Source organism: Pseudomonas putida group bacterium ESBL64, assembly GCF_045277175.1.
Lineage (GTDB): Bacteria > Pseudomonadota > Gammaproteobacteria > Pseudomonadales > Pseudomonadaceae > Aquipseudomonas > Aquipseudomonas alloputida.
Genome location: NZ_CP145799.1, coordinates 3,882,758 through 3,895,333, shown reverse-complemented (window position 1 = coordinate 3,895,333; position 12,576 = coordinate 3,882,758). Strand labels below are relative to the sequence as shown.

Annotated in this window: 10 protein-coding genes; 7 read left to right on the top strand and 3 right to left on the bottom strand. The window is 60.2% G+C overall.

Features of this window, described 5'->3' with window-relative positions:
• The first annotated feature begins 2 nt into the window (after positions 1-2).
• The 3 genes from dnaN to gyrB are packed head-to-tail and all read left to right on the top strand — an operon-like array spanning position 3 to position 4,650.
• Positions 3-1,106, top strand: a complete 1,104-nt coding sequence (gene dnaN, locus V6093_RS17740; protein WP_003253156.1) for a DNA polymerase III subunit beta — start codon at positions 3-5, stop codon at positions 1,104-1,106.
• A gap of 15 nt (positions 1,107-1,121) precedes the next feature.
• Positions 1,122-2,225 carry a DNA replication/repair protein RecF gene (gene recF, locus V6093_RS17735; protein WP_003253154.1) on the top strand — a complete coding sequence of 368 codons (1,104 nt, stop codon included), beginning with the start codon at positions 1,122-1,124 and terminating at the stop codon, positions 2,223-2,225.
• Positions 2,226-2,229: 4 nt separating this feature from the next.
• On the top strand, positions 2,230-4,650 hold the full coding sequence (gene gyrB / locus V6093_RS17730) for a DNA topoisomerase (ATP-hydrolyzing) subunit B (protein WP_003253152.1): 2,421 nt from the start codon (positions 2,230-2,232) through the stop codon (positions 4,648-4,650).
• 64 nt (positions 4,651-4,714) lie between these two features.
• Here the strand turns inward: gyrB and V6093_RS17725 are convergent, their stop codons facing one another.
• Positions 4,715-5,122 (bottom strand): RcnB family protein, encoded by a 408-nt coding sequence (locus V6093_RS17725; protein WP_047603755.1) that lies wholly within the window; start codon positions 5,120-5,122, stop codon positions 4,715-4,717.
• A gap of 129 nt (positions 5,123-5,251) precedes the next feature.
• A complete protein-coding gene (locus V6093_RS17720; protein WP_406669572.1) occupies positions 5,252-6,544 on the bottom strand; it encodes a sigma-54 interaction domain-containing protein in 1,293 nt (430 codons plus the stop codon).
• Between the two features lie 222 nt (positions 6,545-6,766).
• On the opposite strand from V6093_RS17720, the gene V6093_RS17715 reads away from it, so the two are divergent.
• The 3 genes from V6093_RS17715 to V6093_RS17705 are packed head-to-tail and all read left to right on the top strand — an operon-like array spanning position 6,767 to position 9,775.
• Positions 6,767-7,651, top strand: a complete 885-nt coding sequence (locus tag V6093_RS17715; RefSeq protein WP_267825309.1) for an MBL fold metallo-hydrolase — start codon at positions 6,767-6,769, stop codon at positions 7,649-7,651.
• A gap of 40 nt (positions 7,652-7,691) precedes the next feature.
• A complete protein-coding gene (locus V6093_RS17710) occupies positions 7,692-8,960 on the top strand; it encodes an FAD/NAD(P)-binding oxidoreductase (RefSeq protein WP_332728734.1) in 1,269 nt (422 codons plus the stop codon).
• On the top strand, positions 8,957-9,775 hold the full coding sequence (locus V6093_RS17705; RefSeq protein WP_047603759.1) for a sulfite exporter TauE/SafE family protein: 819 nt from the start codon (positions 8,957-8,959) through the stop codon (positions 9,773-9,775). The genes V6093_RS17710 and V6093_RS17705 overlap by 4 nt, the downstream gene beginning before the upstream one ends.
• Here V6093_RS17705 and V6093_RS17700 read toward each other — a convergent pair.
• Positions 9,764-10,651 carry a LysR family transcriptional regulator gene (locus tag V6093_RS17700; RefSeq protein WP_003253138.1) on the bottom strand — a complete coding sequence of 296 codons (888 nt, stop codon included), beginning with the start codon at positions 10,649-10,651 and terminating at the stop codon, positions 9,764-9,766. The two genes, V6093_RS17705 and V6093_RS17700, sit on opposite strands and share 12 nt — an antisense overlap.
• A 234-nt stretch (positions 10,652-10,885) precedes the next feature.
• On the opposite strand from V6093_RS17700, the gene V6093_RS17695 reads away from it, so the two are divergent.
• Positions 10,886-12,532, top strand: a complete 1,647-nt coding sequence (locus V6093_RS17695; RefSeq protein WP_047603760.1) for a GMC family oxidoreductase — start codon at positions 10,886-10,888, stop codon at positions 12,530-12,532.
• The last annotated feature ends 44 nt before the right edge of the window (positions 12,533-12,576 follow it).

The window sequence follows — 12,576 nt, the reverse complement described above, 5'->3', positions numbered from 1 at the left end:
CCATGCATTTCACCATTCAACGCGAAGCCCTGTTGAAACCCCTGCAACTGGTCGCCGGTGTCGTCGAGCGCCGTCAGACCTTGCCGGTCCTGTCCAACGTATTGCTGGTCGTACAAGGCCAGCAACTGTCGTTGACCGGTACCGACCTGGAAGTCGAGCTGGTAGGCCGCGTGCAACTGGAAGAGCCGGCCGAGCCTGGCGAGATCACTGTTCCGGCGCGCAAGCTGATGGACATCTGCAAAAGCCTGCCTAACGACGCCCTGATCGATATCAAGGTCGATGAGCAGAAATTGTTGGTAAAGGCCGGCCGCAGCCGCTTCACCCTGTCGACCCTGCCTGCCAATGACTTCCCGACTGTGGAAGAAGGCCCGGGTTCGCTGACCTGCAACCTGGAGCAGAGCAAGCTGCGCCGCCTGATCGAGCGTACCAGCTTCGCCATGGCCCAGCAGGATGTGCGCTATTACCTCAACGGCATGCTGCTTGAGGTTTCCCGCAACACGTTGCGTGCCGTATCCACCGACGGTCACCGCCTGGCGCTTTGCTCGATGAGCGCGCCGATCGAGCAGGAGGATCGACACCAGGTCATCGTGCCGCGTAAAGGCATCCTGGAGTTGGCGCGCCTGCTGACCGATCCTGAAGGTATGGTCAGCATCGTGCTGGGCCAGCATCACATCCGCGCCACTACCGGCGAGTTCACCTTTACCTCCAAGCTGGTGGACGGCAAATTCCCGGACTACGAGCGCGTACTGCCCAAAGGCGGTGACAAGCTGGTTGTCGGAGACCGCCAGGCGCTGCGTGAAGCTTTCAGCCGTACTGCGATTCTTTCCAACGAAAAGTACCGCGGTATTCGCCTGCAACTGGCTGCCGGTCAACTTAAGATCCAGGCTAACAACCCTGAGCAGGAAGAAGCTGAAGAAGAAATCAGCGTGGACTACGAAGGTAGCTCGCTGGAGATTGGTTTCAACGTCAGCTACTTGCTGGACGTGCTGGGCGTGATGACTACTGAGCAAGTTCGTCTGATCCTGTCCGATTCAAACAGCAGTGCGCTGCTGCAGGAAGCTGGCAATGACGATTCTTCCTACGTTGTCATGCCGATGCGCCTGTAACCTGTAGCAGGCGAAATGTCCCTTCGACGTATCATGGTCACCGCGGTGCGCAACTTGCACCCGGTGACACTCTTACCCTCCCCCCGCATCAACATCCTTTACGGCGCCAACGGCAGCGGCAAGACCAGCGTGCTCGAAGCCGTGCATTTGCTCGGCCTGGCCCGTTCATTTCGCAGCACCCGCCTGAATCCGGTTATTCAGTACGAACAGGCTGCCTGTACTGTGTTCGGCGAGGTTCAGCTGACGGAGGGTGGTACGAGTAACCTGGGTGTGTCCCGTGAGCGACAAGGGGAGTTTACTATCCGCATAGATGGGCAAAATGCGCGCAGCGCCGCGCAATTGGCTGAGTTACTGCCGCTTCAGCTCATCAACCCAGACAGTTTCCGGCTGCTTGAAGGCGCCCCCAAAATACGCCGCCAGTTTCTGGACTGGGGGGTGTTCCACGTGGAACCTCGTTTTCTGCCAGCCTGGCAACGCCTTCAGAAGGCGCTGCGGCAGCGGAACTCATGGTTGCGTCATGGTACACTTGACCCAGCTTCGCAAGCCGCCTGGGACCGGGAATTGTGCCTGGCTAGCGCGGAAATAGATGAATACCGTCGCAACTACATCAAGGCCTTGAAGCCCGTCTTCGAGCGAACCCTGAGCGAACTGGTCGAGCTGGACGGGTTGACCCTAAGCTACTACCGAGGCTGGGACAAGGACCGGGAACTGCAAGAAGTGCTCGCCTCCTCCCTCCTTCGCGATCAGCAGATGGGCCATACCCAAGCCGGTCCGCAGCGTGCTGATCTGCGCTTGCGGTTGGCTGGCAACAACGCAGCCGACATCCTGTCGCGTGGTCAGCAAAAGTTGGTGGTATGCGCATTGCGCATTGCCCAAGGCCACCTCGTTAGTCAGGCTCGCCGCGGTCACTGTATTTATCTCGTGGATGACTTGCCGTCCGAACTGGATGACCAGCATCGCCGCGCACTGTGCCGCTTGCTTGAAGAATTACGCTGCCAGGTGTTCATCACCTGTGTAGATCACGAATTACTGAGGGAAGGCTGGCAGACGGAAACGCCAGTTGCTTTGTTCCACGTGGAACAAGGCCGTATCACCCAGACCCACGACCATCGGGAGTGAAGGCATGAGCGAAAATCAAACGTACGACTCCTCCAGCATCAAGGTGCTGAAAGGTTTGGATGCCGTACGCAAGCGTCCCGGCATGTACATTGGCGACACCGATGATGGTAGTGGCCTGCACCACATGGTCTTCGAGGTGGTCGACAACTCGATCGACGAAGCCCTCGCCGGTCACTGCGATGACATCACCGTCATCATCCACCCGGACGAATCTATCAGTGTGCGCGACAACGGTCGCGGCATTCCGGTCGATGTGCATAAGGAAGAAGGCGTTTCCGCAGCCGAGGTCATCATGACTGTGCTGCACGCCGGCGGTAAGTTCGACGACAACTCCTACAAAGTATCCGGCGGTCTGCACGGTGTAGGTGTGTCGGTTGTGAACGCCCTGTCCGAGAAGCTGGTTCTGACCGTTCGCCGTAGCGGCAAGATTTGGGAACAGACTTACGTTCACGGTGTTCCACAAGCGCCTATGGCGGTTGTCGGTGACAGTGAAACCACGGGTACCCACATCCACTTCAAGCCATCGGCTGAAACCTTCAAGAACATTCACTTCAGCTGGGACATCCTGGCCAAGCGCATCCGCGAACTGTCGTTCCTCAACTCGGGCGTTGGCATTCTGCTGAAGGATGAGCGCAGCGGTAAGGAAGAGTTCTTCAAGTACGAAGGCGGTCTGCGTGCGTTCGTCGAGTACTTGAACACCAACAAGACGCCGGTCAACTCCCAGGTGTTCCACTTCAACGTTCAGCGTGACGATGGCGTGGGTGTTGAAGTCGCCCTGCAATGGAACGACAGCTTCAACGAAAACCTGCTGTGCTTTACCAACAATATTCCGCAGCGAGATGGCGGCACCCACCTGGTGGGCTTCCGTTCCTCGCTGACCCGTAGCCTTAACAGCTACATCGAGCAGGAAGGCCTGGCCAAGAAGAACAAGGTGGCAACCACTGGCGACGACGCCCGTGAAGGCCTGACCGCAATCATCTCGGTGAAGGTACCGGACCCGAAGTTCAGCTCGCAGACCAAGGACAAGCTGGTCTCCTCGGAGGTGAAAACCGCCGTGGAACAGGAGATGAACAAGTACTTCGCCGATTTCCTCCTGGAAAACCCGAACGAGGCGAAGGCCGTCGTTGGCAAGATGATCGACGCGGCTCGCGCCCGTGAAGCCGCCCGTAAAGCCCGTGAAATGACCCGCCGTAAAGGTGCGCTGGATATCGCGGGTCTGCCGGGCAAACTGGCCGACTGCCAAGAGAAGGATCCTGCTCTCTCCGAACTGTACCTGGTGGAGGGTGACTCTGCGGGTGGCTCGGCCAAGCAAGGCCGCAACCGTCGTACCCAGGCGATCTTGCCGCTGAAGGGTAAAATCCTCAACGTCGAGAAAGCGCGCTTCGACAAGATGATTTCGTCCCAGGAAGTGGGCACGCTGATCACTGCGCTGGGCTGTGGCATCGGCCGCGAAGAGTACAACATCGACAAACTGCGTTATCACAACATCATCATCATGACCGATGCTGACGTTGACGGTTCGCACATCCGTACGCTGCTGCTGACCTTTTTCTTCCGTCAGCTGCCGGAGCTGGTCGAGCGTGGCTACATCTATATTGCCCAGCCGCCGCTGTACAAGGTGAAACGAGGCAAGCAGGAGCAGTACATCAAGGACGATGAGGCCATGGAAGAGTACATGACCCAGTCGGCTCTGGAAGATGCCAGCCTGCACCTGGACGAATCGGCGCCAGCAGTTTCCGGTGTGCAGCTGGAAGCGCTGGTGAATGAGTTCCGTAGTGTCATGAAGACTCTCAAGCGCCTGTCGCGCTTGTACCCGGAAGAGCTGACTGAGCACTTTGTCTACCTGCCTGAGGTGACCCTGGAGCAGTTGGGTGACCACGCAGTGATGCAAGCCTGGCTGGCCCAGTTCCAGGCGCGTCTGAACTCCAGCCAGAAGTCTGGCCTGGCTTACAACGCCAGCCTGCGTGAAGACAAAGAGCGCAACGTATGGCTGCCTGAAGTGGAAATTACCTCTCACGGTCTGGCAAGCTACATCACGTTCAACCGTGATTTCTTCGGCAGCAATGACTACCGTACCGTAGTCAACATTGGTGCCAAGCTTTCGAGCCTGTTGGGTGAAGGTGCGTACGTGCAGCGTGGTGAACGCCGCAAGGCAATCGTCGAGTTCAAAGAGGGCCTGGATTGGCTGATGAACGAGACCACCAAGCGCCATACGATTCAGCGATACAAAGGGCTGGGTGAGATGAACCCGGACCAACTGTGGGAAACCACCATGGACCCGACCGTTCGCCGTATGCTCAAGGTCACTATCGAAGATGCCATCGCCGCTGACCAGATCTTCAACACCCTGATGGGTGATGCGGTCGAGCCGCGTCGTGACTTCATCGAAAGTAACGCGCTGTCGGTGTCGAACCTGGACTTCTGATCAGGTGTAATTCGCCAGGCACTAAAAAGCCCGCTGATGCGGGCTTTTTTGTGCCTGCAAACAATCAGTAGCCGGTGAGAATGTTCACGATCACACCGCTGGCAATAGCCACCAGCACATAGTCGCCATTCACATACAGCCAACGATGATCACGAGGTGGCGCATACAGGTGGCGCGCTTTCCAGTCAGTTACCCAGTAACGGTCACCACGGTAATGTGGATCAACGGCATGACCACGCTGCCACTGCTTATGAGGTACCGGCATGCCTTGTTGTGGGCGGAAGTTTGGATCACGGTAAGCAGGACCGCGGCCATTGTCATGTCGGCCCTGGTGCTGTGGTTGACCCTGTGGCGGGTTGCCTTGGTGCGATGGGCCGCCATCATGCCGATCAGGCGGGCCCGGTTGCGCGAAGCTTGCCAGCGGTGTGCTGAGCATGAGCGCGGCGCAGATCACGGTTAGGGTTTTCTTCATTTGATGCGGTCCTCTGCCTGTAATCGCCTGGCAAGTAATGATTGCCAGGTTCGGTTAACTGATCAGACCACGATTTTTCCCTTTCAATGTCAGGGCGCAGGTAAAGGTCCGGTAAAGTCTGACGTTCTTTCAGTTCAGCCCGAGCGCTTTCAAGCGGCGATACAGCGTGCGTTCACTCATGCCAAGATGACTGGCCAGTTCACTGCGTGAGCCTTTGAACTGCTCCAGCGCCTGCGCCAGCTCACCCAGGTCATTGCGACGGCCGCTTCCTTTAGCCGCGCCAGTCAGTCCAGTGTCTTCCGGTAAATGCTCTGGCCTGATCACACCGTCATCGGCAAACAAACGCGCGCGTTCCAGAATGTTGCGCAGTTCGCGGATGTTGCCCGGAAACGGATGCAACGCTAGTTGCTGCAAGGCGTATTCACTCAGCCTGGGCGTCGGTTGGCCGGCCATGCGCTGCAGTAGGCTCTGTGCGAGCAGCGGCAGATCTTCCACCCGTTCGCGCAATGCAGGCAGACGAATCGGGAAGCCGCTGATGCGGTAATACAGGTCTTCACGGAATGAGCCATCCGCGACCATTTGTTTAAGTGGTTTATGGGTGGCCGAAATCAGGCGGAAATCCGAATGCACAGTGCGCAGGCTGCCCACGGGACGGAAACTCCCGGACTCTATCAGGCGCAGCAACTTCACCTGCATCGCCAGCGGCACTTCACCAATTTCATCGAGGAACAAGGTGCCGCCATGCGCCGCCTCGGCCAAGCCGATCTTGCGCTGATTCGCCCCGGTGAACGCGCCCTTCTCATAGCCGAACAGTTCACTCTCGAACAACGACTCGGTCAGGCCGGTGCAGTCGACCACCACCAGTGGGCCGTTGGCCCTGGGGCTGCCCATGTGCACTGCACGGGCGAACAGCTCCTTGCCGGTCCCCGACTCCCCCTGCAGCAACACCGGGATCTGCGCCGGTGCCGCACGCTGCAGGCTGGCCAGCGCGGCCTTGAAGGTTGGCGCGCGGCCGACCAACCCTTGCTCCTGTGGCTGCGCCGAAGCGAGGGTGATGGTGGTGAGGCGTTCGACAAAGGCCACTACCTTGCCCTGCTCATCCAGGATCGGCCGCAACTCCACATCCACATGCTCCGGGCCGCGTGGTGTGTGATGAATGTGCAATACCCGCTCCGGTACCTTGCTGTCCCACGCCTTGCGCATCGGGCAATGTTCGCCAGCCTGGTCGCACGGCACAGCGTAGTGGTGCGAAACCCTGTGGCACTTCTCGCCCAGTGGGGCCTGATCATGCCGGCCAAACTGACGGCGATAGGCCGCATTGGCGGCGAGGATGTTGTAGTCGGTGTCCAACACGATGGTCGGAAGGGCATCGTGCTCGAGGTAGGAAACCAGAGCTAGGATGAGAGGATGGGCTTCAGGCATGTCGGCACCGTATGGATGACCGACGCAGGGTAACAAGGACTGCCAAACACTGCCATTGGCTGTCAGTCGACTGCCACCTGGGCTGCCAGTTTTGCCCGCAGCGGTCTGCAACTGGCCGGTTTTACTGGCCAGTGAGTGGCAAAAAGCCTGGCATGCATCTTGATAAAGCTCCTGTCACTGCCTACGCCTGTACAAGGCGGGGCGGATAAATTGGAGAACGTGATGATCATCGGCAACAACCTTCACGTGGACGCCTTTTATGACGAGGCGACCTCGACCATCAGCTACCTGGTCATGGACCGTGAAACCCGACAATGCGCATTGATCGACAGCGTGCTGGATTACGACCCCAAGTCCGGGCGCACCTGTAGCGCTTCGGCTGATCGCTTGGTCGAGCGTGTGAATGAACTGAATGCCATCGTGCGGTGGGTGTTGGAAACCCATGTGCACGCTGACCACCTTTCAGCGGCTGCCTACCTGAAAGAAAAGCTGGGCGGCCATACCGCAATTGGCGCGCACATTACCCAGGTGCAGAAAGTGTTTGGCGCCTTGTTCAACGCAGAGCCCGGCTTCGCCCGTGATGGCAGCCAGTTCGATGTACTGCTCGAAGACGAGGAAGGTTTCCGTATTGGCAACCTGCAGGCCCGTGCGTTGCACACGCCTGGGCACACACCCGCGTGCATGAGTTTCATGATCGAAGATGCCGGCGAGATCGCGGTGTTCGTTGGAGACACCTTGTTCATGCCCGATTACGGCACCGCCCGCTGCGACTTCCCCGGGGCCGATGCCCGCACCTTGTACCGCTCAATCCGTCGCCTGCTGGCGTTTCCCGATCAGACTCGGTTGTTCATGTGCCACGACTACCTGCCGGGTGGCCGCGACATGCAGTACGTCACAACTGTCGCCGAGCAGCGCGCCAGCAACATTCACATCCATCAGGGTATCGATGAGGACAGCTTCGTTGCCATGCGCGAAGCCCGTGACAAGACGCTCGAAATGCCCGTACTGATCCTGCCTTCGGTGCAGGTGAACATGCGTAGCGGCCAGCTACCCCCTCCGGAGGCGAACGGCGTGAGCTATCTGAAGATCCCGCTGAACAAGCTGTAACCGCCCTGCCCCCATAATCAGATTTCCAGGATTTGCCGCCATGCCTGCCTTGTTGTCCCCTGCCAATACCGACCACCACAAGGTGGTCATCGTCGGTGCCGGTGCCGCCGGTATCGCCACTGCTTCCAGCCTGATCAGCCGCGACCCATCGTTGGACGTGGTCTTGATCGACCCTGCCGAAGTGCACTACTACCAACCCGGCTGGACCATGGTCGGTGCCGGTGTGTTCAAGGCACCCAGCACTGCTCGCACCATGGCGTCGACCATTCCTCGCGGTGTGCGCTGGGTCAAGGCGCGGGTAAAAGGATTCGACCCGTTGGGCCAGTTGGTCATCCTCGATGATGCTCGCGCCATCAGCTATGAACAGCTGATCGTCTGCCCCGGCCTCAAGCTGGACTGGGCGGCCATCGATGGGCTCAGCGAGACCCTGGGCCGCAACGGTGTCACCTCCAACTATCGCTACGACCTGGCGCCCTATACCTGGGAACTGGTGCAAAAGCTCAAGCAAGGACGCGCGCTGTTCAGCCAGCCGCCCATGCCGATCAAGTGCGCCGGTGCACCACAGAAGGCGCTGTATCTGTCTTGTGACCACTGGCTGCGCCATGGCCATTTGGGGGCGGTGAAAGCCAGCTTCTACAATGCGGGTGCCGTGCTGTTCGGTGTCGCGGACTACGTGCCCGCGCTGATGAAGTACATCGAAAAATACGCCGTCGATCTCAACTTCTCTCACAGGTTGGTTGCCGTAGACGGCCCGGGAAAGCGCGCTACATTCTTGCGTACCTTGCCCGATGGCAGCAGCGAGACGCGCATCGAGGTCTTCGACATGCTGCACGTGGTACCGCCACAGGTGGCGCCAGACTTCATTCGCGAAAGCCCCTTGGCTGATAGCTCCGGCTGGGTTGACGTCGATCCGCATACCCTGCGCCATCGCAAGTACACTAACGTTCATGCCCTGGGTGACGTGGCTAACAGCAGCAATGCCAAGACCGCCGCTGCGGCCCGCAAGCAGGCACCGGTGGTCGCCAACAATGTGCTGGTGGCGCTGGGCAGGCTGGCGACCCTGGCCCAGTACGACGGCTATGGCTCGTGCCCGCTTACCGTCGAGCGCGGCAAGATCGTCCTGGCCGAATTCACCTATGGCGGCAAGCTGGCACCGAGCTTCCCCAACTGGTTACTCGATGGCCGCAAGCCGACACGCCTGGCCTGGCTGCTCAAGGCACAGGCGCTGCCACCGTTGTACTGGCAAGGCATGCTCAAGGGGCGCGAGTGGTTGGCACGCCCGCAACTGGTAGCCGAGGGTGGGCAGTGATCGAGCATCAACTGTTAGGGGCGGGCCTGGGCGCAATCATCGGCGCTGTGCTGGCGCTGACCGGCGCAGGCGGTGGCATTCTCGCTGTACCCTTACTGGTGTTCGGCCTGGGGTTATCGATGGTCGAAGCGGCACCGGTGGGCCTGTTGGCTGTAGGTTTGGCTGCAGCGGTTGGCGCAGTGCTGGGATTGCGCCAAGGGCTGGTGCGTTATCGGGCTGCGCTGTTCATTGCGTTGGTTGGTGTGGCAGCAGCGCCGTTCGGGCTGATGCTGGCGCACCGCCTGCCGAATACACCGTTGCAGTTGGTATTCGCCGGCGTGCTGGTTTATGCCTGCCTGCGTATCTGGCGCAAGGCGGCCAAAGAACTGCGTGGCGAAGCCAATGACGCTCATCGCTTTATCGAGCCGTGTGTGCTGAACCCGTTGCAGGGGCGTTTGCGCTGGACCCTACCCTGCGCGCGCGCATTGGCATTCACGGGTGCCTTGTCCGGGTTGTTGTCCGGCCTGCTCGGCGTGGGTGGGGGGTTCGTCATCATCCCTGCCCTGAACCGCTACACCAACCTGCGCATGGCCAGCATCGTTTCCACTTCGCTGGCGGTGATTGCCTTGGTCTCTACCGGCAGTGTGGTCAGCGCCAGCCTTGCGGGCGTCATGCACTGGCAGGTTGGCGCCCCGTTTGCCGTCGGCGCGGTGCTCGGCCTACTGCTGTCGCGACCCTTGGCAGCCAGGTTGGCCGGGCCGCGTCTGCAGCAGATGTTTGCCGTGGCAGGTTGGGCCGCTGCCCTGTTGTTGGCCGGCAAGGCACTACTCGGCTAGCAACTCGCTTTGTTCGGCCGCGCACAACGCCAGCAGGTAGTCCCACACCACCCGCAGGCGCACAGACTTGTGCAACTCGCGTCGGGTGCAGATCCAGTAGCTGCGCTGGATGGTTTCTCCCGGCAGCACGCGCACCAGTGTCGGGTCGTGGCGGGCCATGTAGTTGGGCAGCACGGCGATGCCCAGCCCGGCGCGGGCGGCGGCTTGCTGGGCGATCACGCTGGTGCTGCGAAACACCACGTTGGGTGCTCGGCAGAAACTGTTGAGAAACAGCAGTTCCTGGCTGAACAGCAAATCGTCAACGTAGCCGATCCAGCTGTGCCGGGCCAAGTCTTCGCGGTTGCGCAGTGGCGGCGCGCGGTCCAGGTAGTCCTGGCTGGCGTACAGCGCCAAGCGGTAGTCGGTGAGTTTGCGGGTGATCAGCAGATCGGCGTTGGGTCGCTCCAGATGGATGCTGATTTCTGCCTCGCGGTTGAGGATGCTGACGAAACGCGGTACCGCTACCAGTTCCACCTCCAGGCCGGGGTAGCGCTCGAACAACGCGTTCATGCGTGGGGTGAAGAACATGATGCCGATGCCTTCGGTTACCCCCAGGCGAATCTTGCCCAGCGGGGTGATGGCCTGGGTGATTTCTTCCTGTGCCAGCAGGGCGACGTTCTCCATGGCTTCGGCATGCTTGAGCAGGGCTTGGCCCGAGGGGGTCAGCTCGTAGCCCTGGGCATGCTGCACGAACAGCGCGGTCCCCAGGCTCTGCTCGATGCTCTCGATATGCCGGGCCACGGTGCTGTGGGTAGTGTTCAGGCGCTTGGCGGCGGTCAGCAGGCGGCCGCTGCGCTGCAACTCGAGGAAAAACCGCAGATCATTCCAGTCGAACATGCTTGTCCTTTATGGCAGTTCGTTCCGGCCTCTTCACGGGCATGCCCCACAGGTGCGGTGAACACCCTGAAGGTAACGTGATCCCTGAGGTGCGGGCGAGCCCGCGAAAAGGTCGGTACAGGCTTGCCACTGTGCTAAAACGCACAGCGGCTGCGCGAAATCTCGTGTTTCATCCACGAAATTACTCACTAAGATGGATCGGGACAAGAATAAAAAACAGGCGCGAGGTTGCACATGCCATCAGCCGATTCTGTCTTCGACTACGTGGTCGTAGGGGCCGGTCCCGCCGGATGCCTGCTGGCCAATCGTTTGTCCGCCGACCCTTCCTGCCGCGTGCTGCTGCTGGAGGCGGGTGGCCGCGACAATTATCCCTGGATCCACGTCCCCGTCGGTTACCTCTACTGCATCGGCAACCCGCGCACAGACTGGTGCTTCAAGACCGAGGCACAGCCTGGCCTCGGCGGTCGCGCTTTGGGTTATCCAAGGGGCAAGGTGCTAGGTGGCTGTTCGTCGATCAACGGCATGATCTACATGCGGGGCCAAGCCGCCGACTATGACCATTGGGCCGCGCAAGGCAACGACGGCTGGGCGTGGAAAGATGTGTTACCCCTGTTCAAGGCCAGCGAAAACCACTTTGCCGGCGCCAGCGAGCACCATGGCGCGGAGGGCGAATGGCGGGTCGAGCGCCAACGCTACAGCTGGCCGATCCTTGATGCTTTCCGTGATGCCGCCGAGCAGAGTGGTATTGGCAAGGTCGACGATTTCAACACCGGCGACAACCAGGGTTGTGGATATTTTCAGGTCAACCAGCGCAGTGGTGTGCGCTGGAACGCTTCCAAAGCTTTCCTGCGGCCGATCAAGGATCGCGCCAACCTCACTGTGCTGACCGGCGTGCAGGTTGACCAGGTACTGCTCGACAACACCCGCGCACGGGCGGTGAAGGCGCTCTGGCAAGGGGCCTGGCATGAGTTTGCGGCGCGCCGCGAGATCATTCTCTGTGCTGGGGCGGTTGGTTCTCCGGGCATCCTCCAGCGCTCCGGCATCGGCCCGCGTCAGTTGCTGGAAAGCTTGGGTATTGGTGTTCGCCACGATATGCCAGGCGTTGGTGGCAACTTGCAGGACCACCTGCAACTGCGCCTGATCTACCAGATCCGCAACACCCGTACCTTGAACCAGATGGCCAACAGCCTGTGGGGCAAGATGGGCATGGGCCTGCGTTACCTCTACGACCGTAGCGGGCCGCTGGCCATGGCGCCGAGCCAGTTAGGCGCGTTCGTGCGTTCAAGCCCCGAACAGGCCACCGCCAACCTTCAGTATCACGTGCAGCCGCTGTCACTGGAACGCTTCGGTGAGCCGTTGCATCAGTTCCCGGCCTTTACGGCTTCGGTGTGCAACCTGCGCCCGGCCAGCCGCGGGCGCATCGACATCTGCAGCACCGACATGAACAGCACGCCGCTGATCGACCCCAATTACCTCAGTGCTCCGCAGGACTTGCGGGTTGCTGCCGATGCCATTCGCCTTACCCGGCGCATCGTCCAGGCCCCTGCCCTCGCCGCTTTCGAGCCCAAGGAATATTTGCCGGGCCCAGCGCTGCAAAGCGAGGAAGAACTGTTCGAGGCCGCTGGCAAGATCGGCACCACCATCTTCCACCCGGTCGGTACCTGTCGCATGGGCAACGGTGCCATGGACGTTGTGGATAACCAGCTGCGCGTGCATGGCATCCCCGGTCTTCGTGTGGCTGATGCTTCGATCATGCCGCAGATAACGTCCGGCAATACCTGTTCCCCCACCCTGATGATCGCCGAAAAGGCGGCGCAACTGATCCTCAAAGGAGCTGCTACCCAGACCTACCTGAACGAAGACGCGTTACCGACGCCCTGACCCGGGTGCGTGCAGTACCGGCGGCTTGCGGTCAGAAGTCGCCG

What these genes read in the sequence shown, in the direction of transcription:
- V6093_RS17700 (WP_003253138.1), bottom strand. Translation starts at nt 10,651, where the DNA reads ATGTTCGACTGGAATGATCTGCGGTTTTTCCTCGAGTTGCAGCGCAGC.
- V6093_RS17725 (WP_047603755.1), bottom strand. Translation starts at nt 5,122, where the DNA reads ATGAAGAAAACCCTAACCGTGATCTGCGCCGCGCTCATGCTCAGCACA.
- V6093_RS17695 (WP_047603760.1), top strand. Translation starts at nt 10,886, where the DNA reads ATGCCATCAGCCGATTCTGTCTTCGACTACGTGGTCGTAGGGGCCGGT.
- recF (WP_003253154.1), top strand. Translation starts at nt 1,122, where the DNA reads ATGTCCCTTCGACGTATCATGGTCACCGCGGTGCGCAACTTGCACCCG.
- V6093_RS17720 (WP_406669572.1), bottom strand. Translation starts at nt 6,544, where the DNA reads ATGCCTGAAGCCCATCCTCTCATCCTAGCTCTGGTTTCCTACCTCGAG.
- V6093_RS17715 (WP_267825309.1), top strand. Translation starts at nt 6,767, where the DNA reads ATGATCATCGGCAACAACCTTCACGTGGACGCCTTTTATGACGAGGCG.
- dnaN (WP_003253156.1), top strand. Translation starts at nt 3, where the DNA reads ATGCATTTCACCATTCAACGCGAAGCCCTGTTGAAACCCCTGCAACTG.
- gyrB (WP_003253152.1), top strand. Translation starts at nt 2,230, where the DNA reads ATGAGCGAAAATCAAACGTACGACTCCTCCAGCATCAAGGTGCTGAAA.
- V6093_RS17710 (WP_332728734.1), top strand. Translation starts at nt 7,692, where the DNA reads ATGCCTGCCTTGTTGTCCCCTGCCAATACCGACCACCACAAGGTGGTC.